The sequence below is a fragment of the Asticcacaulis sp. MM231 genome, from assembly GCF_964186625.1.
Classification (GTDB): Bacteria; Pseudomonadota; Alphaproteobacteria; order Caulobacterales; family Caulobacteraceae; genus Asticcacaulis.
Genome location: NZ_OZ075108.1, coordinates 429,480 through 455,966, shown reverse-complemented (window position 1 = coordinate 455,966; position 26,487 = coordinate 429,480). Strand labels below are relative to the sequence as shown.

Sequence of the window (26,487 nt, the reverse complement as noted above, 5' to 3'; positions counted from 1 at the left end):
AAAGCTGGCTCTCTATGAATCACGCAATGTCAGCCGGGGGAATCCTCAAAATTCATTTTCTGCCAAAGTAGTGCTAGTGTTGTGACTTTAACGCCTGTCGCCCCCTGGCGACCTTTTCAAGAATGTCTGTAGCGGATTTGGTCCAAACGAAGGGCTTTGGATCGGCGTTGTGATGATCGAGATAGTCTTGAATTGCGCCTTCGAGTTCGGCGACACTCTTGAACACGCCGCAGCGGATGCGATCGCCTGTTATCAAGCCGAAAAAGCGTTCGACCTGATTGAGCCAGGACGCCGAAGTGGGGGTGAAATGCATGTGGAAGCGAGGATGTTTGGCCAGCCATGCTTTGACCGCCGGATGCTTATGGGTGGCATAGTTGTCGGCGATCAGGTGCAGGTCGAAGCCCTTGGGCGTGCTGCGGTCGATGAGTCGAAGGAATTTGAGCCATTCCTGGTGCCGATGACGTTTCATGCATTCGCCGATCACCCTGCCGGTGGCGACATCGAGGGCGGCGAACAGTGTCGTCGTGCCATGCCGCTTATAGTCGTGGGTCATCGTTCCCGCCCGCCCCTTCTTCATTGGCAGGCCCGGTTGGGTGCGGTCCAGCGCCTGGATCTGTGACTTCTCATCGACCGAGAACACCAGTGCCCGGTCCGGCGGATCAAGATAGAGACCGACGACGTCCGTCACCTTCTCGACGAACTGCTTGTCGTTCGACAGTTTGAACGTCTTGGTCAAATGGGGCTTGAGCCCATGCGCGCTCCAAATGCGCTGTACGCTGGTGTGGCTCAGACCCACCGCCTTGGCAAGCGTGCGCGCGCTCCATTGCGTGGCAGCCGGTGGCTTCTGTCGCAGCGTCATCTCGACCACACGCGCAATGACTTCGGCGCTCAACGGCGTCTTACGGCCAGGCCGGGTCGCGTCGCGCCCAAGCCCATCGACACCCTGCTCAAGATAACGATCGCGCCAGCGGTAGGCCGTCTTCTTGGTCTTGCCCAGCGTCCGCACAATCGACGCCAAACTCGCCGCGTCCGCCCACATCAGCACGATCCGCGCACGCCAAACAAGCTTCTGCGGCGTGTTCCGGTCCGCCACCCAACCTTCCAACCGCACCCGAGCCTCAGGCGACAGCAACAGCCTTTTGTCCATGTCCATCGACACAGACTCGCATATTTGCAAGATCAAGGGAATCCATCCGTTGATTCCGCAACACTAGCGCATACTGCGTATTAGTCGGCCAGAGATGGCGCGCTAAAACACCAGGCCAGTATGGCTTTTTGCGCATGTATGCGGTTTTCGGCCTCGTCCCAGATCACCGATTGCGGCCCGTCGATCACATCCTCGGTCACTTCCTCGCCCCGGTGAGCGGGCAAGCAATGGAGGAACAGGGCGTCAGGCTTGGCCAGCTTCATCAAGTCGGCATTGACCTGATAGGACTGGAAGGCTTCCAGGCGTTCATCGTGATCGAGATCACCCATACTGACCCAGGTATCGGCCAGCACGACATCGGCGCCGCGCACGGCCTCTTCGGGGTCTTGCGTCACCGTGACGTGGGCGCGCGATTCTGACGCAAAGACCATGGCTTCGGTCGAGGGCTTATAGCCGGCCGGGCAGGCGATACGCAGGGTGAAACCGAAGCGCGCCGCCGCGTGGATCAGGCTGTTGCAGACATTGTTGCCATCGCTGACCCAGGCCAGAACCTTGCCTTCAATGGCACCGCGATGCTCCTCGATCGTCATGATATCGGCGATGATCTGGCACGGATGCGACTGGTTGGTCAGGCCGTTGACCACCGGCACTTCGGAGGTCTTGGCAAGGCGCAGCACGTCGTCGTGTTCGTTGGCGCGGATCATGATGGCGTCGACCATGCGCGACAGCACGCGGGCGGTATCTTCCACGGGCTCGCCGCGACCGAGTTGCATGTCATTCGCGGTCGAGATGATCGCCTGACCGCCAAGCTGGCGGATGGCGGCATCGAACGAGAAGCGCGTGCGCGTCGAATTCTTCTGGAAGATCATGGCCAGCACGCGGTCCTTGCCCGGCGCATCCGCATCCGGCTTGCCCTTGGGCCAGCCGAGGCGCAGACGCTTGCGGGCGTGGGCGTCATCAACGATGGCACGCAGCTCTTCGCCGGTCAGGTCGGAAATATCGAGAAAATGGCGGGTCATTGGTGACTCCAAGTGATGAAAGGCCCCTTAACCAACCCTCGTCCCATAAACGGGGCGAGGGGGCATTGAGCCTTATCGATCCGGTTTCCCTTCTCCCCGTTTACGGGGAGAAGGTGGCCCAAAGGGCCGGATGAGGGGGCTCTGATTTAAGCGGTTTCTTTAGCTTTTTCGCGGGCAGCAGCGAAGGTCGTTTCCAGACGTTCCAGCGCCTCGCGGGCGTCGGCCTCGGTCATGTTCAGCGCCGGCAACAGGCGGATGCAGTTGTCGCCACCGCCGGCCACCAGCAGGCCATGGTCACGTGCCAGAGCCATGATCTCGCGGTTGTTCGGCTTGAGCTTGACCCCGATGAGCAGCCCCTTGCCGCGCACATCGACGATCATGTCGGGCCAGGTCTGCTTAAGACCCTCAAGCTGCTGCTTGAGATAACCCGACACCTTGACGACATTGTCGAGCAGTTCCGGCTTCGAGATTTCATCGAAGGCTGCGATGCCGACGGCCATCGCCAGCGGATTACCGCCGAAGGTGGAGCCGTGCGAACCGACCACCATGCCGGAAGCCGCCTCGCGCGTGGCAAGGCAGGCGCCGATCGGGAAACCGCCGCCGAGCGCCTTGGCGATGCACATGACATCGGGTGCGACGCCGGAATGCTCATAGGCCCACAGCTTGCCGCTCCGCCCCATGCCGCACTGGATTTCATCGAAGATCAGCAGCAGGCCGTTGGCATCGCAGAGATCGCGCAACATGTGCAGCTCAGCGTCGGTCAGGGCGCGTGCGCCGCCCTCACCCTGCACCGGCTCGACCAGAATGGCCGCCGATGTCGGGGCTTCAGCCGCCGCACGGATGGCTTCGTGGTCATCGAGCGACACATTGACGAAGCCCGGCAGGCGCGGGCCAAAACCATCGAGATAGGTCTGGTTGCCGGCAGCGGTCACGGCAGCATAGGTGCGGCCGTGGAAGGCGCCCTGGAAACCGATGACATCGATGCGCTCTTCGTGCCCTTTGGAAGCATGATACTTGCGCGCCAGCTTGAGGGCGCACTCGACCGCCTCGGTGCCCGAATTGGTGAAAAACACCTGATCGGCGAAGGACGTGGCGCACAGCTTGCCCGCCAGTTCGTCCTGACCGGGGATGCGGAAGATGTTGGAGACGTGCCACAGCTTCTTCGCCTGTTCGGTCATCGCCGCGATCAGAATCGGGTTGGCATGGCCGAGGCCATTGACGGCGATGCCCTGCACAAAATCGAGATATTCACGGCCCGATCGGTCATACAGTCGGCTGCCTTCACCGCGTTCCACCTCGATAGGCGCCCGCGCATACACACCAAACAAATGATCTTCCGACTGAGCCATGGTATTACCCCAAAAAACGGCGAAAAACCCTGCGCACCTCGCGCAAGGGAAAAAGGCGTCTAAGCTGTGGGGGGCCTAGGCGCGCGTTTTGTAGACATCCGGGGGAAATGTCAATATATTTGGGCGCGTATCGAGTGACGGTATGGTGAAGATTTATGCAAGGAAGGCGGGCACTCATGAGCAGCGAGGCAGCACATCCGGTGATATCCTTGCTGGCGGGCGGCGGTTATCGTGTCCGGCAGGGCGAGCTTAGCGCCACCGGCCCAACGCTTCCCGAGGCCCTGACCGCGTTGAGCGCCGTCATAAGCGGGCAGTACGATCAGGAAAAAGGTGACGAGACCGCGGCCGCACAGGATGCCGCCCGTCAGAACGACATCCTCGCCAATGACCGCTTTATCCGCGGCAATCAGTTACAGCACAGCGTGCTGACCGCCGTGGCCATCGGCCTGATTTAATAGGCCACACGCTCAACCGTGACACCCCGCTTTTGCAGCATGGCGATGACGCTGTCCGGACCCGCCAGATGGCCGGCGCCGACCGCGACAAATACCGTGCCCTTGCCGGCCAATATGGTTTCGATCTGCGGCGTCCAATCAGCATTGCGCGCCACGATCATGCGCTGATAGCCGCTCGGATCTTCTGCCTTCATCTTGTTGATCATCAGCTTCGTCAGGTTCTCGGTATCGCCGGTCCGCCAGGCTTCGAACAGGTTATGCACATCCTGCGCCATGGTATCGACATCGCTCAGAGTCGTGCGCAGGCTTTTCAGTTCCTCGTCTTCGCTGAGCGGCACCAGGGCTTTCAGTTGCGCTTCCATGGTCTCGAAGCCGTGGACCGTCTGTCCGGACTCACGCGCGCGCGTCACCAGGGTGAGATCGACGCCGGTCTGGGTGGCGTAACCCGAAGCTGTAATCTGCTGCAGGGTGATGATCAGGCCCACCGCCCACTTGCGCATCGGTTTCAGCATCTGCGAATTCAGGCCTGAGGGCTTGAGCAGTTCATCAACGCGGGCGATTTCCGCGGGCGTCAGGCCATCGGTCATGGTCTGGCTGGCATCGAACATATATTTTTGCGCCAGCGGTGTAGCGGCCGCCTTGTCGTCGAGATCAGGAATCTCAAACCAAACGTCGTCGGCCTTTTCGAAACGGCTTTGCAGATCCGGTGTCAGCCAGGCGGTGCCCTCTTTCATGACGTGGATGCTGCCGAACAGGTAGATGGTCGAGTTGGCATCACGGATCACCCACAAAGCCGGTTTGGTTGGCGCGGCAACGACAGCTGGCGCGGTTTGTGCCTGCACCGAGGGTGCGAAAGCGCAAGCCAGCAGGGCGGCGGCCAGCAGACCGGATTTGAAAGCTTTGAACATGAAGTTCCCCCTAAGGCGCCGCTTAAGCGGGCGTGAAAATATCTTCTATCCGCAAAGCGAACAGGTCTGCAATTTTAAATGCCAGCGGCAGGGACGGATCGTACTTTTCCGTCTCGATGGCGTTGATGGTCTGACGCGACACGCTGAGACGATCAGCCAGATCTGCCTGCGACCAGTTGCGCTCGGCACGCAGAACCTTGATGCGATTTTTCATCGACGGCGCCACCACCAGATGACCCAGGCGATCGCGTAGCCGATCACCGGCAGCACCACCCCTGTCGCCATGCCGAGTTCCAGTTCACGCCCAGCGAAACCGGCCGAGGCGATGGAATCGCGGCCAAAACTGCCGCCGGTCATATAAACCAGAAGGAACAGCACCATGACACCGCTGAGGCCGGCGCTACCACCCCAGTACCACGACCATTTGTGGGCCTCGCGCGCCGCCTCATCGATATTCCGCCACCAGATCACACTGACCACAGCGACCAGTAACAGCGACGACGCGATCAAGGTCCACAGGCTCAACGGATGCTGTTGCAGCATATCGCCACCGCTTGCGCGCACGACGCTAGCCCAGCCTATGGCTGCGAAGAACAGGACGACGACGGCGCAGATAACGGCGATGTCCCTTATCGACCACCGGGAAAGTTTGGAAGCTTTTTCAAGCATGAAGACGTCCTTCTTATTGACAAGCAAGCCCTACATAACCCTCAAAGGTTGTGTCAAGTTTATTTGTCAAAATGACGCGTCCGTTTGTCATTTGAGCGAAAATTCTGTCGAAAATCAACACCTCTCCTTACCTCATATTTACCCTCCTCCCTTATAGTTACAGTCTGGCCCGCTCCTTGCACTGCATGGGTTTCTTATTGTTTATGTGCCAAAGGCGTGCCTGTGCTGACCTGTGACCTGATCCGTGTAGAAAATCTTACCCCCCGCGACCAGACGATCTGGCAGGATATGATCTACGCCACCGAAGCCTTTCAGTCACCCGTCCTGTCGCCGGCCTTCATCCACGCCGTAGCGTCGGTACGCGATGATATCGTCGTCGCCGTCTATCGCCGCGATGGCGAGACCCTAGGCTTCCTGCCGCACCATCGCCGCCCCAACCGCTTCGCCCGTCCGGTCGGCGCGCCCTTTGCCGATTACAGCGCCCTGATCACCTTCCCTGACACAGACCTCAAGGCGCGTGACGCCCTGGCCGCCGCCCGTATCGACCGCTATCAGGCCATCGGTCTGATTGATCCTTATGGCGTTTTTGGTGAGGTCGACGGCACGGACGATGTGGGCTACGGCATCGACCTCGGCAGCAACGAACCCATCAATACGGTCACCAAAAAGCACAGCAAGAACATCAACCGCCACCGCCGCAACCTGATCGCGGCGCACGGCGAGATCACCTTCCGCCTGAGCGAATTCGACCGCGAACACTACGAGATGATGCTGCGCTTCAAGCGTGAGCAACTTGCCCAGAACGGCCTGCATAATTTCCTCGATGCGCCGTGGGCCTCAAGCCTCCTCGAACAGGTGTTCGACGCCCCGCGCGACGGCCTGCACGGATCGCTGCTGGTCATGATGGTCGGCGATGCCCCGGTCATGTTCCACTATGGCCTGCGCTACGGTGATCGTATGCACCCGTGGGTGTCCAGCTTCGATCCGGCCTTTGGCGCGTTTTCTCCCGGCCAGATCTTCCTGTGCGACGCCCCCGCTGCGCTCAAGGCCGCCGGCGTGCGCTATTACGACCTTTCCACTGGCCAGACCCACTACAAATCCTCATTCTGCAACACGCAGTTTCCAGTCCGCCATGCCCGCATCTATGGTGGCTCGGCCAGCGCACATTTGAGCGAACGTCTGGCGCACCTGACCAGTCATATGCAAAGGTCGATGGATCGTTACAGGATTGGTCGCGGCGTGGCCAATGCCCTGACCCGCCTGAACCGTCGCGTCGATCAGATCGCTTGTCTTGAACTCGATTTCGCCGGCCGCGCCAAAGGGGTCGCCCATGCCTTCGCCAACGCCCGACGCCGCATCGGAGGCGCCCATGCCGGATAGTGCCGCCCGCTTTGAGGCACAGGTGACGACGGCCCATGCGCTGAGCACCGTTTGCGTCATCATCCCGACCTTCCGCCGGCCGCAGGGCCTGGCCACAGCGCTGGCCTCGGTGGCGGGCCAGACAGACATAGCACACCTATCTTTAAGCGTTATCGTCTGCGACAACAGCCCAGAAGCCTCGGCGCGGGCGCAGGTCGAGGCCTTCGCCGCCACCGCCCCATTTCCGGTCTCTTACGTCCACGAACCCGCCACAGGCGTGGCCAACGCGCGCAACAGCGCCGTCGCGGCGTGCGACAGCGCCTTCATCGCCTTTCTCGATGACGACGAAGAAGCCCCCGCTGGCTGGCTTGGCAAGCTGATGGCCACGCAAGCGCGCTTTGCCGCCGATGTCGTCTTCGGCCCGGTCGAGGCCCGCCTGACCACGCCCGATATCGCTTACAATGGTTATTTTACGCGCTTTTTTTCGCGCTTCGGACCGGCGCAATCGGAACGCCTGACCAGCTATTACGGCTGCGGCAACAGCCTGATCCGCCGCGCCTGCCTGCCGCAGGACCACGCGCCTTTCAGCATCGAGCAAAACGACATGGGCGGCGAGGACGACCAGTTATTTCACAGCCTGATGCTAAACGGCGCCGTCATCGCCTGGGCCGCCGATGCGCCGGTCTTCGAGGACGTGCCGCCGGCCCGCGCCCGCCTGAGCTATACCCTGCTGCGCGCCTTCGCCTACGGGCAGGGCCCGAGCTACACCGCCGCCCTCACCGGCAAGCCCTTCACTACCGCCGCCTGGATGCTGCAAGGCACGGCGCAGGCGGTGATCTTCGGCCTGCTTGGCCTCATCCTCATGGCCACCGGCCGCAAGACCAGCGCAGCCCGTCTCGACAGGGCGGCACGCGGTCTGGGCAAGCTGGTCTGGATGCCCCCCTTCAAAGTCGGTTTCTACGGCGCGGCCCTGTTGAAACCCAAGCCGCGCGGACGCTGATATGACCCTGCTCACCTGGACACCCGAACACAAGGCCGATTTCGCGGCGAAGAACCTGTTGTTCAATCATGATCTTGACCACAGCCCCCTCTTCACCGACGAAGCCCTGATCGCGCTGATCGACCGCTACCCGCGTGACAAGCTCGAAGTTTTCACCATGGGCTACGATCCGGCCAACTGGGGTCAGTGGTACCTCGGTCGTCGCGGTGATCTGGACGGTCGCGCCCTGATGGAAGGCGTCAAGGCCGGCCGCCTGTGGCTCAACCTGCGCAAGGTCAATCATGCCGACGCCGATATCGCCGAGCTGTGCGACCAAATGTTCGACGAGATCAAGGCGCAGAACGGCATCACCACGCTCAAGCAGGACCTGGGCCTGCTGATTTCTTCGCCCAATGCCCACGTCTTCTATCATCTCGATATGCCTCTGGTCATGCTGTGGCAGATCCGCGGCGTGAAGAAGCTCTACCTCTATCCGCCGGCGGCACCCTGCGTCGATGACGCCCACCTCGAAGGCGTGGCTTTGCGCGAATCCGACGAGCAACTGCCTTACGACGCTGGCTTCGATTCCCTGGCGCTGGTTCATGACCTCCAGCCGGGCGAGATGATGACCTGGGCGCAAAACGCGCCGCACCGCATCGTCAATCACGGCATGGTCAATGTGTCGCTGTCGATCGAATTCATGACGCCGCGCGCCCTTTGGCGGGCCAATGTCATCTATGCCAATGGCTGTCTGCGCCGCTATTTCGGCCTGAAGCCAAGCCTCGCCCGTTCGCCGAAATGGCTTGAACCGCTCAAGATCGCCTATGCCCGCATAATCAAGGCGCTGGGCGGCTTCAAGGGCCTGAAAAGCCCGCTCAAACCCCGCTTCTCGATTGACCCCGTCATCCCTGGCAAGATCATCTTCGACGACGGCATTGTGGCGCCCGAAATGCCCGGCCAAAAACCTGTTAAGCCGAAAGCCAGCGAGGCCGCTTGAAGCGCCGATTTGACGGCGGACAGCAGCTTGCGCTAGGCTGCCCCTGGGAGAGCCCCGCGCATCATGCCACGTATCATTGCCACCTTATTCGCCTTCGTGGCGCTGCTGACGTCCGTGCCCGTCATGGCGGCTGAGCCGTGCCGCGTCACCGGCTTTGAGCCCAGCGAAACGGTGCGCACCAGCGATATCGAGATGCGCGCCAAGGTGCATCTGGGCATGACCCGGCTGGAGGTCGATTCCATCCTGCGCGATGATATCGACGCCAATCACGTCGCGTCGCGTGACAGGCGCGATTTCGATTCCGAGATCTATGTCATCAGCGATCGCGGCAGGGGCGGCCTGTTCGCTCTCTCCAACTCCACGGCGATCTTCCACTTTACCTATGGCGAGCGCGACCGCCTCACCGCCATGTGCACTCTGTTTTTCAACACGGGGCCTTAGGGCGCTTTCCGAAAAGTGCTCTAACAGTCTGCTGAAAAACCTCTGGTCATTTTGATTTTGCCGTGATTCCCTTCTTGAGCGAGAAGGAGCAACCAATGCGTGGCGAGTTTCGGGATCAGGGCGGATTATTTTCGTACATATCGTTGGAAGAACGCGTTCCGGATACGCATCCTCTTCGCAAGGTTCGTGAGTTGGTTCGCTCGGTTCTGGTCGACCTGAACGCGGACTTTTCGGCGATGTATTCGGAGGAAGGGCGCCCTTCCATTCCACCGGAACAGTTACTGAGCGCCTTGCTTCTGCAGGTGTTCTACGGCGTCCGCTCGGAACGCCAGTTGATGGAGCAGTTGGATTACAACCTTCTGTTTCGATGGTTCGTGGGCTTGTCACCCGACGCGGCTGTGTGGGTGGCGACGACATTCACCAAGAACCGTGAGCGCCTGCAGAAGGGTGATGTTTTTACGAAGTTCATGACGGCCTTGCTGTGCCACCCAAAGGTTACGCCCTTACTCTCGGACGAGCATTTCTCAGTCGATGGCACGCTGATTGAAGCCTGGGCTTCGTTCAAGAGCTTCAAGCCGAAGGACGGGCCGGACGATACGGACGGGTCTGACTTCCATAATCAGAAACGCGGCAATGACACCCACGTCTCGACGACCGATGGCGACAGCCGCTTGTACCGCAAGGCTCAGGGCCGTGAAGCGAAGCTGTGCTACATGGGCCACGCGCTGATGGAGAACCGCAACGGACTGGCGGTTGGTAGCGTTGTCACCCAAGCCACCGGCACGGCCGAGCGCGAGGCATCCGAAGCCATGCTGGCGGTTAGGGTCAAGCACACCGGCAAGCCGGCGACCGTAGGCGAAGACAAGGCTTATGATGTCGCTGCACATGGCGAAGCCTTACGCAATCTTGGCGTGGAGCCGCATGTCGCCCGTAATAACGCCACGACTAAAACCGGCAAGACCAGAACGACCATCATCGACGATGAAACGGCCGCCAGCGATGGCTACGCAATGTCACAGACCCGGCGAAAGATGATCGAGTGCATCTTCGGTTGGGGCAAGCAGCACGGCACGATGCGTAAGACAAAGCATCGCGGCCTTGAAGCTGTAGCTGGAGATTTTCTGCTCAATCTCATAGCCTACAACCTCATCCGGATACCCAAGTTGCTAACCGCATAGGAGAGGTCCGTCTAAATTTAGGAAAGCAACAAAAACAACAACGAATGAAGACCCATAAAAGACCAAGAGACTTACGCAAAAATGCGGAAAGGCCAAAGGCAAAGCCTTTTTCAGCAGACTGCTAAGGCTTAAGGCCGCACCGTCGCCGGGTCCATGATCTTTCGCACCCTACCGGCGTAGCTGGCGCCATCGACCGGCTGATATTTAAGCAGTTTAGGCAGGTCATTGCTCATCAGCGCCATATCACGATCCCAGTCGCGGTCCGGCATACTGAATGCGCGCAGATTGGCGCTGGCGGCCTGAAAAGCGACCACAACAGCCACCGCAGTAACGGCGATAAAGATCAGGCGTTTCATCTCAAAAATCCTCAGAGGAGGCGGGCGACGGCCCAATGCCGCCGCCCGTTACGCTTCACAGTGCAATACCCCCCGTTTATCCGGACCGATATTCTGGCCCCCCAAACTCCGGAAGTACGTGTGAACTAAGCCCTTTCTCATGGGGGCGAACCATGATATGAACGCCGTTCACAAAATCTGTATAGCTCCGCTTTGAACGTCGTTCAAGTCATTTTATGAACTTTGTTCAAAATTATTGAGAATTGTTGCCATGCCCACCAAAACCCCTGTTAAAGCTTCGGCAAAACCTGCCAGCGCGACCACCGCCGATCGCCGTCAGGCGCAATTGGGGGCGTTGATCGCTGCGGCGGAAAAGCGCATCTGCGAATCGGGCACGCATGGCCTCAAGGCGCGTGATCTGGCGGCCGATATCGGCGTGGCGCTCGGCGGGCTCTATAATATCGTGCAGGACATGGACGCTTTGTTGCTGCTGGTGACGGCGCGCACGCAAAGCCGTCTGGATGCCGCCTTCGCGCAGCAAACGGGGCATTTGCCGATGACCAGCCGCACCGAGGCCGTGGAGCGCCTGGTGGCGGTGGCAGAGACCTATCTCAGGTTCGCGAGAGAGAACCTGCCCCTGTGGCGGATGATGTTCGAGGTGCGGATATCCGCGCCCTTGCCGGAATGGGCGGCGCAGGATCAGCTTCGTCTGTTCCGGTATGTCGGCGAACCGCTATCGGTCGTCATGCCGCATCTGTCCGCCGAGGCCCTGACCGTCCGCGCGCGCACCCTGTTCTCGGCCGTGCACGGCGTCATCTATATCGGGCTGGAGGAACGCCTGATCGCGGTGCCGGCGCAACAACAGGCCGAGGAGATTAGCTGGCTTGTCCGCTCGGCGTGCGGGGTATCCTAAGGCGCATGGACGAAGCCCTTATGTTCCGGCGCGCACCAGCTTGACCACGTCCGCCGTCTTGAGGATCTGCGGCAGAACCACAGGCTCGGCGTTATTTGGCCCGTAATAGACATAGAGCGGCACGCCCGAACGTCCAAACAGCGTCAGGTAATGAGCGATCTCGGCGTCCTGATTGGTCCAGTCGCCGACCATATAGACCGTGCCGGTGGCATTGACGGCTTTTTCAAATTCCGGCGTGGTCAGGACAAGGCGTTCATTGACCTTGCAGGTGACGCACCAGGCGGCCGTGAGATCGACAAACACCGGTTTGCCCTCGGCGCGCAAAGCGGCCAGGCCCTCGGTGCTGAACACCTTATGCGCCATCAGTCCGGATGAGGCCGGCGGCGCCTTTTCAGCACGCGGCAGCGAGGCCGCCAGCCCGCACAGCACAAGACCGCCGACCAGCACCACCGGCTTGATGAATTTCGGCAGCGGACTTTTGAGCACGGCGATAACGACCAGCACCAGCGCAAACGCCAGCAGGATCACGCCGTAAACCTGCACCTGCTGGGCGAACACCCAGATCAGCCACAGGCAGGCGGCGTACATCAACAAAGACAGGGCGTGTTTGAGAATATCCATCCACTTGCCGGGCTTCGGCAGGGCCTTGGCTACGGCCGGCACCAGGGTGATCAGGTAGGTCAGGACCACGAATGGCAGGGCGAAACCGACGCCAAGCGCCACGAAGATGGCAAAAGACACAAGGCCACCTTGCGCCAGCGCCACGCCGATGGCGGTGGCCATGAAGGGCGCGGTGCAGGGTGCGGCGACGACCACGGCCAGCACGCCGGTCAGGAAGGCACCAAGACGTGGGCGGTTGGCAGACACCTGAAGACCACCAACGGCTTGCAGCGATGCGCCGACCTCGAACAGGCCGGACATATTGAGCGCTACCAGAAGCATGATCAGGCTTAAGCCTGCAGTAACGTAGGAGCTCTGGAGCTGAAAACCCCACCCAATCGACTGTCCGAACAGACGCGCCGCGGTCAGGATCAGGGCCAGACTGACGAAAGTAATGATTGTGCCCGCGCCATAAAACAAGGCTTCCTGTTGCGCCAGTCCCTTATCGTGGCCGGAACGCGCCAGGCTGAGCAACTTCATGGAGAGCACCGGGAACACACATGGCATCAGGTTGAGGATCAGTCCGCCGACAAAGGCGAAAGCCATGGCAATCAGCACACCGGCCAATGTGGTGTCGGTCTGGCTTGCCGGTGCCGCGCCAAGGCCATGCACCGAGGGTGACAGGGGTGCACGCGTCAGCACAATATCATATGCCATACCATCTGCCAGTTTCAATACACCGGACAAGTCACCCTCTGGCAAGGCTGCACCTGCCGCCTTAACGTGCAGACTGAATCCTTTTGCACCGATATCCAACGCTTGCGGCGCGGACGGAAGTAGCACATTGGCCTGCTTTGGGAAGAAATACGCGCCTTGCGCATTTATGGGGGCAAGAGGAATACCAATCTCGACCATACCGTCTTTGATATTGATTGTACCTTTCCTATCTTCTGTACCCCACGGTAACTCTTTGACCGCCTTTTTAATCACCCCGGCATCTGGTCCCGGTTTCGGCGCACCGACCTTGAGATTGAGGCTGACATCGAGGCTTTCGGGAATACAGACATCGGCGCAGACGAGGAAATCGATATGCGCCTTGATCGGCAGGATATCGCCCGCCGTCAGTTTCGAGCCGTTATGAGCGGGGATCAGCAGGACGGTCTGGCCGTTGAAGCCGTAACTCACCAACCCAAAGGTCGGCAGCAGTTCCGGCGCGGGGAACTGCGCATCCGCCACGCTCAGGCCATCGGGCAGGTTCCATTTGAAACGCGGCGGCAGTCCGGTATCGCCGGGATTGATCCAGTAGGTGTGCCAGCCCGGCGCGGGCGTATAGTCAAGCGCCAGAGTAATGTCGCCATTGGGGGCCACGGTCGCTGATTCCGCGATCAGACGGGCGGTGATATGAGCGGATTTGCCCTCTTCCGCCTGTGTGGGCAGGGCAAAGCACAGCAGGAAAAGACAGACGACAAAGCGAAGAACTGAAGACACACGCCACCCGTTTAGAATTGGTTTCGTCTCTCTATACGTCGGAAGCGGCCGTTTGGTGACACAAATTTTCAGCTACAAAGCGCGAAAACCCCACTTCCTGTAGCGACAAGACATCGGCGCGTAAAAATGTGAGGTTTGAGACGAGGTCTTGGCCAAAAATCGCATTTTTACATATCCAGGTCCAGCTTGCGGGCGAGCGACAAGACCTCGTTGCGCAAACTGCCGTTGGAGCTCGACATCAGCTTGTTGATCGCCTTGTTGGCGGCCTCACGATCGCACGACAGGATCATGCGCTTCACCTGCCCCAGACCGGCGGGCGGCATGGACAGGCGGTCAAAACCGAGCGCGATCAGCACAAAGGCCTCAAGCGGACGGCCGGCAATTTCACCGCACACCGAGACCGGCGTGCCTGAGTCCCTGGCGGCCTTCTGGATCATCGACAGCGCCGTCAGGAAAGGCGGCGACAGCGGATCGTAGCGATCCGACATCTTCGGATTGGTGCGGTCGGCGGCGAAGAGATACTGCATCAGGTCGTTGGTGCCGACCGAGGCGAAATCGACCAGCGGTAACAGCGCATCAAGATGGAACAGCAGCGACGGGCATTCGATCATGGCCCCTACACGCAGAAGCGCCGGCAGCGGACGTCCACGTCGTTTGGCCCAGGCGCATTCCACATCGACCATCTCGCGCGCCTGACGGAACTCATCGATCGAGGCGACCATGGGGAACATGATGCGCAGCTCGCGCCCCCTCGCCGCCGTGATCAGGGCGCGAAGTTGCATCCGCAGCAAGGCCGGGCGATCGAGCCCCATGCGGATGGCGCGCCAGCCAAGCGCCGGGTTTTCCTCGCGCTCCATCTCCATATAGGGCAGGATTTTGTCCCCGCCGAGATCGAGCGTGCGGAAGGTGACAGGACGGTCGCCGGCGCCATCCATGATGCGCTCGTAAAGCTCGGTCTGGCGCTTGAGGCGCGGCAGATCGTCCGACACCATGAACTGAAATTCGGTGCGGAACAGGCCGATGCCCTCAGCGCCGGTCTCGTTCATGATTTCGATATCGAATTCGAGGCCCGCGTTCATCAGCATGGTGATGCGGTGGCCATCGCGCGTGACAGCCTCGACATCCTTGATCTTGCTGAATTCGGCGCGCTGCTGGGTACGGACATCGATACGCGCCAGGGCGGCGTCGATAATATCCGGCCGTGGCCGCAGATAAGCCTCGCCGGTTTCTCCGTCGACGATGACCTGATCGCCCTGTGACACGCGGTCACGCAAGGCTTGCAGGCGGCCGACACACGGGATTTGCAGGGCGCGTGCCACGATGGCGGCATGGTTCGAGGCCGAGCCCTCTTCGAGCAAAATGCCCTTGAGGCGGGTGCGATCGTATTCGAGCAGATCGGCCGGACCGAGATCACGGGCGACCAGGATCGAGTTTTCGGGGATCTCCCGCGCCGTCGTGATGACGCCGGCCAGCACGCGCAAGAGGCGATTGGCCAGGTCTTCGAGATCGTGCAGGCGCTCGCGCATATAGGCGTCACGGGCGTTGTTGAGCTTGGCGCGCTGTTCGTTACGCACGCGATCGACCGCCGCCTCCGCCGTCAGGCCGTTGCGCACGGCCTCGGTCAGGTTGCGCACCCAGCTCGTCGAGTGCGCGAACATGCGGTAGGTTTCGAGCACGTCAAACGTAGGCCCGGCAAGGCCATGGGTGCCCTCGAACATGGCGTCGATCTGCTCACGCAGGGACACGATGGCATCGTTGAGGCGCACCTCCTCGACCACCGAATTGTCGCTCAGCAAATGATCGGAGGTGACCGGCACTTCGTGCAGGATGACCGTGCCGATGCTAATACCGTCGGCGAAAATCGAACCCTTCAGACGCTCCGGCTTCTGGGGCGCAAGTTCGATGTCCTTCAGTTCTTCGAGCCCGACCAGCTCGCCCGCCGTCACGATCTCGGACAGCACCATGGCGATGATCTGCAGGTCTTCGACCTCATCTTCCTCGTAGCGGCGCGCAGCCATGTTCTGCACGACCAGCACACCGATGGTGCGGCCACCGCGCAGCAGGGGCACGCCCAGGAAGGATCGATAAGGATCTTCGCCGGTTTCCGGACGGTAGGAGAAGCTCGGATGCGCCGGGGCATCCATGAGGTTGAGCGGTGCACCGGCGCGCGCCACTTCACCGACCAGACCTTCTGAGAGACGCATCCGCGTCTTGTGGACGGCCTCGATGTTCAGGCCCTCGGTGGCGAAGAGTTCGAGCTCCTCAGAGGTGCGCCGCAGATAGATCGAGCACACCTCGGCCACCATTGAGGAGGCGATGATGCGCACCACCGTATCGAGACGCGACTGGGCCGACTGGCCCTCTTCCATCGTTTCACGGATCTGGCGCAGCAGGCCGCGCTGGCCGCGCACGGCGCCCGGCATCTTCGGAATTTCCTCTAGCGGCCCCAGCTTACCCACATCACGTCCCTTTTGGCGCGCCTCATGCGGCACCGCAATCCATATCCCTAGTTTGGAACTTCTTGTGCGCGCTGTCTAGCGGCTGGCGTTACACCAAGGCAAGTCACGAACCGGTTACAATCACATTGGTTTAACAGTTTGATACAAATAGAGGAAAGTCACGCCGCACGCAGGCTTTTGACAAAATTCTGCACTTCTTTTTGCAGATCGCCGGCCTGCTCGCTCAGGTCTCCGGACAGCCCCATCAGTTGCGTCGAGGCGGCTCCGGTCATTTCGGCCGCGCGACCAACGCCAAAGATGTTTTCGGTCACCTGATGCGTCCCGTCTGACGCCTTCGCCGTATTGCCGGCAATCTCATGCGTCGCCGCCCCCTGCTGCTCGACCGCGGAGGCGATATTGGCGGAGATATTGCGCATGTCATTGATCGTGGCAACGATCTTACCAATCGAACTGACCGTGCGCTCGGTGGCCTCCTGTATCTGATCGACCCTGTCACCGATATCCTTGGTGGCGCTTGCCGTCTGCGTGGCCAGGGTCTTGACCTCGGAGGCGACAACGGCGAAACCCTTTCCGGCCTCACCGGCGCGGGCGGCCTCGATTGTGGCGTTGAGCGCCAGAAGATTGGTCTGGGAGGCGATATCGTGGATGAGCTTGACCACGGCTCCGATGCCCGCCGCCGCTTCGGAAAGGGCGCGGATTTCAACCTCGGTATTGCCAATCTCATCGGCGGCCTCAGTGGCGACCTGCGCCGCACGCACCACCTGAGCGTTGATCTCATGCACCGAAGCGGCCATTTCCTCTGTGGCGGCGGCGACGGTCTGGACATTGCTGGCGGCTTCCTCGGCCGCGCCGGTGACGACCTGCGCCTGACGCGAGGTCTCCTCGGCGGTCGCGGAAAGGCTCTGCGCCGCATCGGACACTTCGGAGGAGGAGCGGACGAAAGAATCGGCAAGATTAACCATCTTGCCCTGGAACGAACTCGACCACCTGGCGTTCGCGTTGCAGGCGCTGCAGCTCGGCCGCCTTGGCGGTTTCTGCCGCCTCACGCAAGCTGACAGCCTCTTCCAGTCCCTTGCGGAAGGCTTCGAGGGTGCGTGCCATGCCACCCAGTTCATCCTTACGCTCCTGACCGGGCACGCTCACGTCGAGCGTACCCTTGTCCATCGAGGTCATGGTGGCGTTGAGGTTCGACAGGGGCCGGACGATGCTCAGGCGCGTCACCATCACGGCGACCAGCATCACAAGAACCAGACCGATGCCGACACCGGCCCAGGTCGTGCCGATGGTCTGGCGCGTATCTTCGCCGGCGGCGGCGGAAGCGGCGGCATTGGCCGCAATGGTTTCATCGACCACCACCGCCATGGTCTTTTCCAGTTGGGCGATGGCGGGATCGCATTTAGATTGCATCAGGCGCAGGGCGTCGACATCATCGCCCTTCTCGGCAAGGGCCTTCGTTTCGGCGCAGGTTTCGTCAATCGCAGTGTTATAACTGGCCTGAATGCCTGCGATGCGTTTCGCTTCAGACGGCAGAGCCTTCATGGCCTCGCTTGTTTCCTTGGAAAAGGAGCTTTGCGCCTGTTTCATCTCAGTGTTGGCGCTGGCGATATCGTTGGGATCACTCGACGACACCAGCTTATAAAAGGCTGTCTCAACACGCAGGATGTTCTTGCTGGCGCGCTCCATATCAACCGAAGCGACACCCGGTCCGGAGATCACGGCGCTGTAGTCGGCGCTGATGGCGTGCATACGGGACGTGGCGAACGCGACCGCCAAAATGGCGACAAGCCCAAGACAACCCAGCAAACTCAATATCTTGCCAAGCATGGGTATATTTTTCAAAGACATTCGAAACCCCTTACAACTCGTACTGTACGCCCGGCGATCTCAAACAACGCCTCATCCCGTCACCCGGAATAGCTTCTCTGAACGTTATAGACTTAAAGTTGTAACAAACTGTTGTTAACGCTGACTTAACCCGAGAGGAAATGGTTTTATATTACCTCAGATTAAACGCAGTTCCTTTTAAGGACGGGCTTTAAGGAGCAAGGGCGCTTTCAAGACGCGCGGAGTTGCGCCACGAAAGCCTGCACCTCTTGCTGCAGATCCGCTGCCTGATCGGTCAGATGGCCGGACAGCCCCATAAGCTGGGTACTCGCCGCGCCGGTCATTTCGGCCGCGCGCCCAACGCCGAAGATATTCTCGGTCACGGCCTGCGCGCCATCAGCGGCCTGCGCCGTATTGCCGGCGATCTCCTGCGTGGCGGTGCCCTGCTGTTCCACCGCCGAGGCCAGGATGGTCGAGATGCTGCGAATATCGCTGATGGTTGTGACAATCTTTTCGATAGAGACGACGGTGCGTTCTGTAGCGCTTTGAATCTGCTGCACCTTGTTACCGATATCCTTGGTAGCCCGGGCAGTCTGTGTGGCTAGCGCCTTGACCTCGGAAGCGACGACCGCAAAACCCTTGCCGGCATCACCGGCGCGCGCCGCCTCAATGGTCGCATTGAGGGCCAGCAGATTGGTTTGGGCGGCAATGTCATTGATCAGGTTCACCACTTCACCAATGCCCTCAGCGGCTTCGGCAAGAATGCGGATATCCGCCTCGGTGCGGCCTGCCTCGCTGGCCGCTTCATGCGCCACCTCGGCAGTGCGCCCCACCTGTCCGTTGATTTCACGCACCGACATGGCCATTTCTTCGGTGGCGGCAGCGACGGTCTGGACATTGATAGCGGCCTCTTCGGCAGCGCCCGAAACGACGCCCGCCTGACGCGAGGTTTCCTCGGCCGTGGTGGCCAGGCTCTGCGCAGCATCGGAAACCTCAGCCGACGAACGGACGAAGGCATCGGCCAAGGCGCCCATGCGCTCCTGGAAGCGGTTGAAGACCTCAAGTTCGCGCTTCATACGCGCGGCCGCCGCCTGTTCGCCGCTGCGAGTTGCTTCGCGCATCTCTTCAGCTTCGATCAGCCCCTTGCGGAAGACCTCGACCGCGACGGCCATTGCCCCTAGTTCATCACGGCGGTTCTGTCCCGCAACCTGCGTATCGAACTGTCCATGAGTTAGACTCTGCATGGTGTCCGTAAGGGCGCGGATCGGGGCGACAATCCCGGAGCGGGTCAGCCAGATTGCAAGGCCGAGCACAAGTGCCAGGCCTGTCAACACGGCAGCATAGGTCACGATGATGATTTCGGTAGTGTCCTTCGATGTCTTGTCGCTGACAGCGTCAAGATGAAGGACAGTATCGTCGACCATCTTGGTAATACGGGCAGAGACGGCCTTCAATTCGGGATGACAGCTTGCATTCATGGACGCGGCGGCTTGCGCGTTGGCGGCTGGATCAAGCGAGGAGGCGTGCTGGATCGTCACGGCGCAAGCGCCCTCCAGCGCGGCGTGCAGCGCGGCTTTTATGCCTGTCAGTTCCGCCGCCTTCTCCGGCAGGGTCGCCACGGCAGCATCGAGATAGGTATCGTATTTGGCTATGGCGGCCGTGCGATCGAATTCCGCAGTAGCATTATCGGCTTCGGTCACCGCCGTGGCCTTCATATAGATGGAACTGATGATCGAAACGACTTGACGGTTGGCCCGCGCCATGGCGACCACGCCTTTTTCCGGCTTGGCGATAATCTCACTGTAACTATCGTTGATAACGCGCATCCTGGAAGTGGCGAAAACAGTGGCCCCGAGACTAACCAAACCCAGCAACATCAAGAGTACGACAACCTTACCGATCATGCGAAGATTATTGTACATATGAACCATCCCCAAAACGCATTATGCGAAAATACCGGGGCACAAATAAGCGGTATCGGGTTAATTGTAACTTAATTCATCACACATTGTTTTAGCTCATGGAAAACCCCGCGGCTCACGCAGCGGGGCTTTGTTTACGCACATACATATTCGCCTAAGCAACGCTCAGATCAGGCGCCAATTTTGTCGAGGCCATATGCCGCGTGCAAGGCCCGCACGGCCAGTTCAGTGTAGGCTTCGTCGATCAGGACCGAGATCTTGATTTCCGAGGTCGATATGACCTGGATATTGATGCCCTTTTCCGAAAGGGCGCGGAACATGGTCTCCGCCACGCCGGTGTGCGAACGCATGCCGACGCCGACGATCGAAATCTTCGACACGCCCTCGTCCACCTTGAGGTCGTCAAAACCGATATCGACCTTGGCCTCGTTCATGATCTCGGCGGCACGCAGAGCATCACGACGACCAACGGTGAAAAGCTGGTTGGCGTAATCACCGGAGCGCTTTTCCGACTGGACGATCATGTCGACATTGATATTGGCGGCGGCCAGACGACCGAAGATGGCGGCCGAAACGCCGATCTTGTTGGGCAGGCCCAGAAGGGTGATCTTGGCCTCATCACGGCTGTAGGCCACGCCGGAAACGATATGTTTTTCCACGATTTCTTCCTCGTCGCACACCAGGGTGCCTTGATTAAGGTTTTCGCCGGGTTCGACGAAGGATGAGAGCACGCGCACCGGCATGCGGTAGGCCATGGCCAGTTCGACCGAACGCGTCTGCAGCACCTTGGCGCCGAGCGAGGCCATTTCAAGCATTTCCTCGAAGGATATCTTATCGAGGCGCTTGGCCTTGGCTTCGATGCGCGGGTCGGTCGTGTAGACCCCATCGACATCGGTATAGATGTCGCAGCGGATGGCCTGGGCGGCGATCGCTACGGCGACGGCAGAGGTATCCGAACCGCCACGGCCAAGCGTGGTGATGCGGCCATCATCGCTGATACCCTGAAAGCCGGGGACGACGACGATCTGACCCGAATCCATGGCGTTGATCAGGTTATCGGCCGGGAAATCGGCGATACGCGCCTTGGCGTGCAGCATCGAGGTCTTGATCGGCACCTGCCAACCCATCATCGAGCGCGCCGGATAACCGAGATTGCGCAGGGTGATGGCCAGCAGGCCTGCGGTCACCTGTTCACCCGAAGCCACGACCACATCGTATTCGTCGTCGCTGTCAGCATGCACTTCGGCGGCCTTGCCCGTGGGCTGGCCCGCGCCATCCGTCCAGGCGACCAGCTCGTTGGTCTTGCCGGCCATGGCCGACACGACCACCGCCACCTTGTGACCGGCATCGACCTCTGCCGCCACCAGTCTTGCCGCCCTGCGGATGCGTTCGAGGTCGGCCATGGAGGTGCCGCCGAACTTCATCACTAACCGCGTCATTTCGCCACTTTCTTTCTGACGGACAGGGTTCTATCCTTGTCCTGACTTATTGCGCGGCCTAATTAGCGGTTAAGCCCCTGTGCCGCAAGGCCGATTCCGGCGACAAAAGATGAGAAATAGGCAGTCAAAATGACCGAAACGCTAAACATTTTGCGCTCAGGTGCCGCGCGGGCTCGCAGCACTGTGCTCAAACAGCGAAGCGCTAGCACGTTTACATGTGACGGCGGGCACTTGCCCTTGCCAAATTCAAGGGGATTTGGAGGACTTCGGATATGATAACGGATTCTGGGAACGCGGCCGGCTTTTCTATCGACGAAGACGAAGTGTCGCGCTTTTCGGCGCTGGCCGCCAAATGGTGGGACGTCAAAGGGGAATTCGCGCCCTTGCACCGCTTCAACCCGACCCGCGTGAAGTTCGTCCGCGAGACCTGCCTTGAGCACTTCGAACGCAGTTTCCGCGAGCGCGCACCGTTTGGGGGCTTGCGCCTGCTCGATGTTGGCTGCGGCGGCGGACTGCTGAGCGAACCGATGCGCCGCATGGGCTTTACTGTTACCGGCCTCGATGCCTCGGAAAAGAACATCGGCACGGCGGCGGCCCACGCCACTCAGGGCGGGCTCGATATTCGTTACCTCAACCAGACGGTCGAGCAACTGGCCGCTTCGGGTGAGCCGCTTTACGATGTGGTGCTGACCATGGAGGTGATCGAGCACGTCAGCGATCCGGAGGCCTTCCTCAAGACCTGCGCTTCGCTGGTGAAACCAGGCGGTCTGCTCTTCGTGGCGACGCTCAACCGCACCATCAAGGCGCACGCCCTGGCCATAGTCGGCGCCGAATATGTGCTGCAATGGGTACCCAAGGGCACACACGACTGGAACAAGTTCCTGATGCCTGGCGAGATCGCATCCTTCCTCGACGGTACCGATCTGGTGCCTGAGCCCCCCGTCGGCGTCACTTATAACCCGCTGACGCAGGAATGGGCCTTGTCGGAGGATACCGATGTGAACTACATGGTGGTCGCGAAATATCCGGTTACGGCCGCGTTTTAAATCCGTAAACAAGACACCCCACCACCACGCCTTTCAGGCGCGGTCGCCCTCCCCAGAAGCGGGGAGGTATAAGAGATTTTCATGACCACACTCGTCAAAGCCTGGACCGGCGCGCAGCAGCGCCTCAAAGCCGCCTCGATCGAATCCCCCGCCATCGATGCCCGCCTGCTGCTGGAGGCCGCCACCGGCGCCACCCGCGCCGATATCCTCACCGATCCGTATCGTGAGTTGACGCAGGAGCAGGAAGCGACACTTGACGGCTATCTTGACAAGCGCATCAAGCGCATGCCGGTGGCGCGCATCCTCGGCCGCAAGGGCTTCTGGAAACTGCTGTTGAATCTGTCCGAACATGTACTGATCCCGCGGCCGGAAACCGAGGTCATCGTCGATATGATCCTCAAGCGCAGCCTGCCCGGCGACAGCTTCCAGCTCGCCGACCTCGGCACCGGCTCGGGCGCCATCCTGCTATCGGTGTTAAGTGAGCGCCCGGCGGCAAAAGGGCTCGGCACCGACATCAGCGAGGATGCACTGGCCGTGGCGCGCGACAATGCCGCCAATCTCGGCCTAACAGGCCAGACCGCCTTTCTGCGCACCTCATGGGGTTCAGGCCTGCAGGATGAAACCTTCGATGTCGTGGCCTCCAATCCGCCCTATATCCGTTCCGATGTCATCCCCACGCTCGATCCTGAGGTCAAGAATCACGACCCGATTCTGGCGCTTGATGGTGGTCAAACCGGCCTTGAGGCCTACGAAGTGCTGGCGCCGGAGATTTTCCGCCTGCTCAAACCGGGCGGCATGGCCTATCTCGAAATCGGTTTCGACCAGGCGACCGACGTTGAAAACCTTATGAAAAATGCGGGTTTTGATGACGTGACGACCTATCTTGACCTGTCCAACCTGCCGCGTGTCGTTACCGGACAAAAACCGGCACAAAAATTCCGCTTGGCATGACGCTTCAGAGAGGTTAGACATATTCCTGTCTTCCTCCCTTCGTGAACACGCCCGACTTAATCTTTAAGCGGCATTATCGCGCCAGGGGACTGTGAGAGCGTGAGGTTTCGGGTCAAAAAAAGCATGACCCCCGCGCATCCTTTAAAGCCAAGACAATTGCAAGGTTCCTTATCGTCCGGTCCGCTTTGACGATGTCCCTTGAAATTCTAAGCACATATCGCCGCCTGCATCACATCGACAGGCGGAGCGTAAGAGAGACGATAAGACCACATGAAAGATTTCAGGGGCATGAAACGGCAACGCAGCCGTAGCAACCGCAAACCCGCTGGCAATTCGAACAATCCCAACCGAGCCTACGAATTGAATGGCCCGGAAGGTACGAAGGTCCGCGGCAATGCCCAGACCATTTACGAAAAGTACCAGCAACTGGCGCGTGATGCGAACTCGTCCGGCGACCGCGTACTGGCCGAAAACCATCTGCAACATGCCGAACACTATTTCCGCATGATCCGCCAGATGCAACCGACCCGTCCGGTGTCGGAATTCGTGCAGCGCGATCCGTTCTCCAACGGCTTCGACGATTACGATGACGAGATGGACAACGACGGCAACGACGATGAAAATACCGTCGTCGGCCCCGAAGATCCCCAGCCGAGCTTCGACGAGCCGCGCTATGAGAACCGCGACAACGGTAACAACCGTGATCGCAACAACAACCGTGACCGCGATAACCGCAACAATCGTGATCGCGACAACAACCGCAATTTCAAGGATCGTGACAACCGCGAGCCGCGAAATAACGAGCCAAGAAACGAGCCAAGAAACGAACAGCGCTCGTTCGAGCCACGCAGCAACAATCAACCGCGTGACAATGCGCCCAGAGATAATGCGCCGCGCGATAACGATCCTCAGTTCGATGAGAACGGCAATCGCCGCGAAACCCGCCGCGAACGCTATGAGCGACGCCGCCAGCAGCGCTTCGCCGAGCAGGAGCAGATTGTTAGCGCACCCGCCAGCCTGGCGCCTTCGGAAGACGCCTATATCGCACCGGCCTTTATCGCCTCGACCCAGCCGCTCGGCGCCGCCCCGCGTCCTGCGCAGGTTGAGTTGGCCCCTGAACTTACCGCTGAAGCGACGCCGGTAAGAGAGAAGCGCGAACGCAAGGAACGCAGCAACGCCTCGGCGGATGCCGCGCAACTGCCGGCCTTCCTGCACCGTCCCACACCGGTCAGCGCTGAACCTGCGGCCCCTGTTGCCGAAGAAGCGCCCGCCAAGCCCAAACGCGCGCCGCGCAAGCGCAAGGAAGACGCCAGCGCTTCGGAAGAGGCCTAAGATTAAAAAAGCCTCCGGTTTCGCACCGGAGGCTTTTTTTTAATTCAATTTCTTGTCGATCGCCGGCGGAATGACCGGCACAACCGGCTGCACCTTCGCCTCTTCGGCCTCCGGCTTGAAAACCGGCAGGGCCGCGACCGGCACACCGTCCTCGACCAGCCCCCTCACCTCGTCCGGCGTCGCTTCGCCATAGATCGGCCGGTCGGGCGCCATGCCCTGATGGATGTCACGCGCCTCATCGGCGAAACAGTCACCGACATAATCATGCGTGGTCTCGACATGACGGCGCAGACGATGCAGGGCCTCGGCCACCGCCTGTTGCGCTTCGGCCAGAGAGCCCGGCGCGTCCTTGTCCTTGGTGGTGCGCACCATCGGCGCCATGATCGCCTTGGTCACGGCCTTCGAGCCGCACATCGGACATTCGACAAGGCCTTGCGCCACCTGTTCGTCAAAACCATTCGACGAGGAAAACCAGGCCTCGAACTCGTGCTCAATGATGCATTTCAACGCATAACGGATCATACGGAAAAATCCCGGTCATGGCGCAACGACGGCAAGGCCTGACGTGCGGCGGCGACCTCGCCGAAATCGAGTTGCGCTTCCAGCACCGCCGGACGATCATGGTCAAGCCGGGCGATAATCTCGCCCCACGGATTGACCACCAGCGAATGACCATAGGTGACGCGGCCATCGGCGTGTGATCCGCCCTGCGCCGGCGCCAGCACGAAGCAGCCGGTTTCGATGGCGCGGGTGCGCAGCAGCACTTCCCAATGGGCGCGGCCGGTTGGCACGGTGAAGGCGGCGGGGACGGCGATCATATTGGCGCCGGCCTTCGCCAGCGTGCGGTAAAGATGGGCGAAACGAACATCGTAGCAGATGCTGAGACCCAGACCGCCCCACGGCGTCGTGGCCATCACCGCCTGCTCGCCCGGTTTGACCGAGGCACTCTCGCGGTAGACCTTGCCGTCGGGCGTATCCGCATCGAACAGGTGGATCTTGTCGTAGCGCGCCACGATATCACCATGGGTATTGATCAGCAGCGTGCGGTTCACATTTCGCATTGGACTACCGCTATCGCTGCTGGAGTGCTCCCTCTCATCCACACCGGATGTCACGATGGCCGAACCGATCAGGATCTCAACGCGCATCTGTTTGGCCAGATCGCGCACGCCTCGGATAAAAACATCCTCATCCTCGCCGGTGACCACCAGCGCCTTCTGTTCCTTGCGCGCCTCCATCAGGTTGGCGCATTCAGGCAGCAGGATGAACTGCGCACCATTGCTGGCGGCCTGCATCAGCAGCGGACGCGCGTGCTCCAGCGCCTCGGCCGGATGGGCCGGGGTACGCGTCTGGATCAGCGCCACATTGAGGATATCAGCCGACATCAGGCCGCCAGTAAAGGATCGAGGCCGCCGCGCAACTCGAGCGCCATCAGGTCATCACAGCCGCCGACATGGGTATCGCCGATAAATATCTGCGGATAGGTCAGGCGCCCCGAACGTTCGTTCATTTCAGCCCGTAAAGCGGGATCGTGCGAGGCGACGATTTCATTGAACTCGACCCCCTTCTTTTCCAGCAACGCCTTGGCGCGCTCGCAATAGGGACAATAGGGTTTGGTATAGACATCGATCTGGGGCATGGACTTTACTCTGAAAGAAAATTACTTTTTTAATATAG

26 protein-coding genes are annotated in these 26,487 nt (G+C 60.2%); 10 read left to right on the top strand and 16 right to left on the bottom strand.

Annotated elements, in window-relative coordinates; genetic code table 11:
- Positions 1 to 73 precede the first annotated feature (73 nt).
- The 3 genes from ABQ278_RS02185 to ABQ278_RS02175 form a co-directional block, all read right to left on the bottom strand.
- The gene (locus ABQ278_RS02185) at positions 74 to 1,153 is read right to left on the bottom strand and encodes an IS630 family transposase (protein ID WP_349319295.1); all 1,080 of its coding nucleotides are present in this window, start codon (positions 1,151 to 1,153) and stop codon (positions 74 to 76) included.
- Between the two features lie 74 nt (positions 1,154 to 1,227).
- Positions 1,228 to 2,166: an ornithine carbamoyltransferase gene (gene argF, locus ABQ278_RS02180; protein ID WP_349321002.1), complete on the bottom strand. Its 939-nt coding sequence runs from the start codon at positions 2,164 to 2,166 to the stop codon at positions 1,228 to 1,230.
- 146 nt (positions 2,167 to 2,312) lie between these two features.
- Positions 2,313 to 3,515, bottom strand: coding sequence for an aspartate aminotransferase family protein (locus ABQ278_RS02175; RefSeq protein WP_349321001.1), 1,203 nt, complete (start codon positions 3,513 to 3,515; stop codon positions 2,313 to 2,315).
- Positions 3,516 to 3,691: 176 nt separating this feature from the next.
- Between ABQ278_RS02175 and ABQ278_RS02170 the strand changes: the two genes are divergently transcribed.
- On the top strand, positions 3,692 to 3,970 hold the full coding sequence (locus ABQ278_RS02170) for a hypothetical protein (protein ID WP_018082429.1): 279 nt from the start codon (positions 3,692 to 3,694) through the stop codon (positions 3,968 to 3,970).
- Here the strand turns inward: ABQ278_RS02170 and ABQ278_RS02165 are convergent.
- From ABQ278_RS02165 to ABQ278_RS02155, 3 genes are read right to left on the bottom strand one after another with little or no spacing between them, the layout of a single operon-like run.
- The gene (locus ABQ278_RS02165; protein WP_349321000.1) at positions 3,967 to 4,878 is read right to left on the bottom strand and encodes a TraB/GumN family protein; all 912 of its coding nucleotides are present in this window, start codon (positions 4,876 to 4,878) and stop codon (positions 3,967 to 3,969) included. The two genes, ABQ278_RS02170 and ABQ278_RS02165, sit on opposite strands and share 4 nt — an antisense overlap.
- Positions 4,879 to 4,900: 22 nt before the next feature.
- Positions 4,901 to 5,092 carry a helix-turn-helix transcriptional regulator gene (locus ABQ278_RS02160; RefSeq protein WP_349320999.1) on the bottom strand — a complete coding sequence of 64 codons (192 nt, stop codon included), beginning with the start codon at positions 5,090 to 5,092 and terminating at the stop codon, positions 4,901 to 4,903.
- A complete protein-coding gene (locus ABQ278_RS02155; RefSeq protein ID WP_349320998.1) occupies positions 5,089 to 5,547 on the bottom strand; it encodes a hypothetical protein in 459 nt (152 codons plus the stop codon). Before ABQ278_RS02155 ends, ABQ278_RS02160 begins: the two co-directional genes overlap by 4 nt.
- Before the next feature lie 222 nt (positions 5,548 to 5,769).
- On the opposite strand from ABQ278_RS02155, the gene ABQ278_RS02150 reads away from it, so the two are divergent.
- From ABQ278_RS02150 to ABQ278_RS02130, 5 genes are all read left to right on the top strand, one after another.
- On the top strand, positions 5,770 to 6,927 hold the full coding sequence (locus ABQ278_RS02150; RefSeq protein ID WP_349320997.1) for a GNAT family N-acetyltransferase: 1,158 nt from the start codon (positions 5,770 to 5,772) through the stop codon (positions 6,925 to 6,927).
- Positions 6,917 to 7,906 (top strand): glycosyltransferase family 2 protein, encoded by a 990-nt coding sequence (locus ABQ278_RS02145; protein ID WP_349320996.1) that lies wholly within the window; start codon positions 6,917 to 6,919, stop codon positions 7,904 to 7,906. The genes ABQ278_RS02150 and ABQ278_RS02145 overlap by 11 nt, the downstream gene beginning before the upstream one ends.
- A gap of 1 nt (position 7,907) precedes the next feature.
- Positions 7,908 to 8,882, top strand: coding sequence for a hypothetical protein (locus tag ABQ278_RS02140; RefSeq protein ID WP_349320995.1), 975 nt, complete (start codon positions 7,908 to 7,910; stop codon positions 8,880 to 8,882).
- Between the two features lie 63 nt (positions 8,883 to 8,945).
- Positions 8,946 to 9,323: a hypothetical protein gene (locus ABQ278_RS02135; RefSeq protein ID WP_349320994.1), complete on the top strand. Its 378-nt coding sequence runs from the start codon at positions 8,946 to 8,948 to the stop codon at positions 9,321 to 9,323.
- Positions 9,324 to 9,418: 95 nt separating this feature from the next.
- Positions 9,419 to 10,501 (top strand): IS5 family transposase, encoded by a 1,083-nt coding sequence (locus ABQ278_RS02130; RefSeq protein WP_349320246.1) that lies wholly within the window; start codon positions 9,419 to 9,421, stop codon positions 10,499 to 10,501.
- Between the two features lie 128 nt (positions 10,502 to 10,629).
- Here ABQ278_RS02130 and ABQ278_RS02125 read toward each other — a convergent pair whose 3' ends face one another.
- Positions 10,630 to 10,857, bottom strand: coding sequence for a hypothetical protein (locus tag ABQ278_RS02125; RefSeq protein WP_349320993.1), 228 nt, complete (start codon positions 10,855 to 10,857; stop codon positions 10,630 to 10,632).
- 250 nt (positions 10,858 to 11,107) lie between these two features.
- On the opposite strand from ABQ278_RS02125, the gene ABQ278_RS02120 reads away from it, so the two are divergent.
- On the top strand, positions 11,108 to 11,749 hold the full coding sequence (locus ABQ278_RS02120) for a TetR-like C-terminal domain-containing protein (RefSeq protein WP_349320992.1): 642 nt from the start codon (positions 11,108 to 11,110) through the stop codon (positions 11,747 to 11,749).
- 18 nt (positions 11,750 to 11,767) lie between these two features.
- Here ABQ278_RS02120 and ABQ278_RS02115 read toward each other — a convergent pair whose 3' ends face one another.
- The 6 genes from ABQ278_RS02115 to ABQ278_RS02090 form a co-directional block, all read right to left on the bottom strand.
- The gene (locus ABQ278_RS02115; RefSeq protein ID WP_349320991.1) at positions 11,768 to 13,837 is read right to left on the bottom strand and encodes a thioredoxin family protein; all 2,070 of its coding nucleotides are present in this window, start codon (positions 13,835 to 13,837) and stop codon (positions 11,768 to 11,770) included.
- Between the two features lie 167 nt (positions 13,838 to 14,004).
- Positions 14,005 to 16,260, bottom strand: coding sequence for a phosphoenolpyruvate--protein phosphotransferase (ptsP, locus tag ABQ278_RS02110; RefSeq protein ID WP_349322199.1), 2,256 nt, complete (start codon positions 16,258 to 16,260; stop codon positions 14,005 to 14,007).
- A gap of 194 nt (positions 16,261 to 16,454) precedes the next feature.
- Positions 16,455 to 17,258, bottom strand: a complete 804-nt coding sequence (locus ABQ278_RS02105; protein WP_349320990.1) for a methyl-accepting chemotaxis protein — start codon at positions 17,256 to 17,258, stop codon at positions 16,455 to 16,457.
- Entirely contained in the window at positions 17,251 to 18,141 is an 891-nt protein-coding gene (locus tag ABQ278_RS02100; protein ID WP_349320989.1) for a HAMP domain-containing protein, read from the bottom strand. Before ABQ278_RS02100 ends, ABQ278_RS02105 begins: the two co-directional genes overlap by 8 nt.
- A gap of 209 nt (positions 18,142 to 18,350) precedes the next feature.
- Positions 18,351 to 20,042, bottom strand: coding sequence for a methyl-accepting chemotaxis protein (locus ABQ278_RS02095; protein WP_349320988.1), 1,692 nt, complete (start codon positions 20,040 to 20,042; stop codon positions 18,351 to 18,353).
- Positions 20,043 to 20,212: 170 nt separating this feature from the next.
- On the bottom strand, positions 20,213 to 21,481 hold the full coding sequence (locus tag ABQ278_RS02090; RefSeq protein ID WP_349320987.1) for an aspartate kinase: 1,269 nt from the start codon (positions 21,479 to 21,481) through the stop codon (positions 20,213 to 20,215).
- Positions 21,482 to 21,753: 272 nt separating this feature from the next.
- On the opposite strand from ABQ278_RS02090, the gene ubiG reads away from it, so the two are divergent.
- The 3 genes from ubiG to ABQ278_RS02075 all read left to right on the top strand — a co-directional run bounded on the left by ubiG (position 21,754) and on the right by ABQ278_RS02075 (position 24,810).
- Positions 21,754 to 22,527 carry a bifunctional 2-polyprenyl-6-hydroxyphenol methylase/3-demethylubiquinol 3-O-methyltransferase UbiG gene (ubiG, locus tag ABQ278_RS02085; protein ID WP_349320986.1) on the top strand — a complete coding sequence of 258 codons (774 nt, stop codon included), beginning with the start codon at positions 21,754 to 21,756 and terminating at the stop codon, positions 22,525 to 22,527.
- A gap of 81 nt (positions 22,528 to 22,608) precedes the next feature.
- Positions 22,609 to 23,478, top strand: a complete 870-nt coding sequence (gene prmC / locus ABQ278_RS02080) for a peptide chain release factor N(5)-glutamine methyltransferase (protein WP_349320985.1) — start codon at positions 22,609 to 22,611, stop codon at positions 23,476 to 23,478.
- Positions 23,479 to 23,766: 288 nt separating this feature from the next.
- The gene (locus ABQ278_RS02075; RefSeq protein WP_349320984.1) at positions 23,767 to 24,810 is read left to right on the top strand and encodes a DUF4167 domain-containing protein; all 1,044 of its coding nucleotides are present in this window, start codon (positions 23,767 to 23,769) and stop codon (positions 24,808 to 24,810) included.
- Positions 24,811 to 24,849: 39 nt separating this feature from the next.
- Here ABQ278_RS02075 and ABQ278_RS02070 read toward each other — a convergent pair whose 3' ends face one another.
- Genes ABQ278_RS02070 through grxC form a run of 3 tightly spaced genes read right to left on the bottom strand, consistent with a single transcriptional unit; the run spans position 24,850 to position 26,449 of the window.
- Positions 24,850 to 25,332 (bottom strand): DUF1178 family protein, encoded by a 483-nt coding sequence (locus tag ABQ278_RS02070; RefSeq protein ID WP_349320983.1) that lies wholly within the window; start codon positions 25,330 to 25,332, stop codon positions 24,850 to 24,852.
- Positions 25,329 to 26,195 carry a carbon-nitrogen hydrolase family protein gene (locus ABQ278_RS02065; protein ID WP_349320982.1) on the bottom strand — a complete coding sequence of 289 codons (867 nt, stop codon included), beginning with the start codon at positions 26,193 to 26,195 and terminating at the stop codon, positions 25,329 to 25,331. The genes ABQ278_RS02070 and ABQ278_RS02065 overlap by 4 nt, the downstream gene beginning before the upstream one ends.
- On the bottom strand, positions 26,195 to 26,449 hold the full coding sequence (grxC, locus tag ABQ278_RS02060; protein ID WP_349320981.1) for a glutaredoxin 3: 255 nt from the start codon (positions 26,447 to 26,449) through the stop codon (positions 26,195 to 26,197). Before grxC ends, ABQ278_RS02065 begins: the two co-directional genes overlap by 1 nt.
- Between the last annotated feature and the right edge of the window lie 38 nt (positions 26,450 to 26,487).

Excerpts from the sequence above, each read along its gene's own strand:
- ABQ278_RS02185 (WP_349319295.1), bottom strand. The coding sequence starts at position 1,153 with ATGGACATGGACAAAAGGCTGTTGCTGTCGCCTGAGGCTCGGGTGCGG.
- argF (WP_349321002.1), bottom strand. The coding sequence starts at position 2,166 with ATGACCCGCCATTTTCTCGATATTTCCGACCTGACCGGCGAAGAGCTG.
- ABQ278_RS02175 (WP_349321001.1), bottom strand. The coding sequence starts at position 3,515 with ATGGCTCAGTCGGAAGATCATTTGTTTGGTGTGTATGCGCGGGCGCCT.
- ABQ278_RS02170 (WP_018082429.1), top strand. The coding sequence starts at position 3,692 with ATGAGCAGCGAGGCAGCACATCCGGTGATATCCTTGCTGGCGGGCGGC.
- ABQ278_RS02165 (WP_349321000.1), bottom strand. The coding sequence starts at position 4,878 with ATGTTCAAAGCTTTCAAATCCGGTCTGCTGGCCGCCGCCCTGCTGGCT.
- ABQ278_RS02160 (WP_349320999.1), bottom strand. The coding sequence starts at position 5,092 with ATGAAAAATCGCATCAAGGTTCTGCGTGCCGAGCGCAACTGGTCGCAG.
- ABQ278_RS02155 (WP_349320998.1), bottom strand. The coding sequence starts at position 5,547 with ATGCTTGAAAAAGCTTCCAAACTTTCCCGGTGGTCGATAAGGGACATC.
- ABQ278_RS02145 (WP_349320996.1), top strand. The coding sequence starts at position 6,917 with ATGCCGGATAGTGCCGCCCGCTTTGAGGCACAGGTGACGACGGCCCAT.
- ABQ278_RS02140 (WP_349320995.1), top strand. The coding sequence starts at position 7,908 with ATGACCCTGCTCACCTGGACACCCGAACACAAGGCCGATTTCGCGGCG.
- ABQ278_RS02135 (WP_349320994.1), top strand. The coding sequence starts at position 8,946 with ATGCCACGTATCATTGCCACCTTATTCGCCTTCGTGGCGCTGCTGACG.
- ABQ278_RS02130 (WP_349320246.1), top strand. The coding sequence starts at position 9,419 with ATGCGTGGCGAGTTTCGGGATCAGGGCGGATTATTTTCGTACATATCG.
- ABQ278_RS02125 (WP_349320993.1), bottom strand. The coding sequence starts at position 10,857 with ATGAAACGCCTGATCTTTATCGCCGTTACTGCGGTGGCTGTTGTGGTC.
- ABQ278_RS02120 (WP_349320992.1), top strand. The coding sequence starts at position 11,108 with ATGCCCACCAAAACCCCTGTTAAAGCTTCGGCAAAACCTGCCAGCGCG.
- ptsP (WP_349322199.1), bottom strand. The coding sequence starts at position 16,260 with ATGCCGGGCGCCGTGCGCGGCCAGCGCGGCCTGCTGCGCCAGATCCGT.
- ABQ278_RS02105 (WP_349320990.1), bottom strand. The coding sequence starts at position 17,258 with ATGGTTAATCTTGCCGATTCTTTCGTCCGCTCCTCCTCCGAAGTGTCC.
- ABQ278_RS02100 (WP_349320989.1), bottom strand. The coding sequence starts at position 18,141 with ATGTCTTTGAAAAATATACCCATGCTTGGCAAGATATTGAGTTTGCTG.
- ABQ278_RS02095 (WP_349320988.1), bottom strand. The coding sequence starts at position 20,042 with ATGTACAATAATCTTCGCATGATCGGTAAGGTTGTCGTACTCTTGATG.
- ABQ278_RS02090 (WP_349320987.1), bottom strand. The coding sequence starts at position 21,481 with ATGACGCGGTTAGTGATGAAGTTCGGCGGCACCTCCATGGCCGACCTC.
- ubiG (WP_349320986.1), top strand. The coding sequence starts at position 21,754 with ATGATAACGGATTCTGGGAACGCGGCCGGCTTTTCTATCGACGAAGAC.
- prmC (WP_349320985.1), top strand. The coding sequence starts at position 22,609 with ATGACCACACTCGTCAAAGCCTGGACCGGCGCGCAGCAGCGCCTCAAA.
- ABQ278_RS02075 (WP_349320984.1), top strand. The coding sequence starts at position 23,767 with ATGAAACGGCAACGCAGCCGTAGCAACCGCAAACCCGCTGGCAATTCG.
- ABQ278_RS02070 (WP_349320983.1), bottom strand. The coding sequence starts at position 25,332 with ATGATCCGTTATGCGTTGAAATGCATCATTGAGCACGAGTTCGAGGCC.
- ABQ278_RS02065 (WP_349320982.1), bottom strand. The coding sequence starts at position 26,195 with ATGTCGGCTGATATCCTCAATGTGGCGCTGATCCAGACGCGTACCCCG.
- grxC (WP_349320981.1), bottom strand. The coding sequence starts at position 26,449 with ATGCCCCAGATCGATGTCTATACCAAACCCTATTGTCCCTATTGCGAG.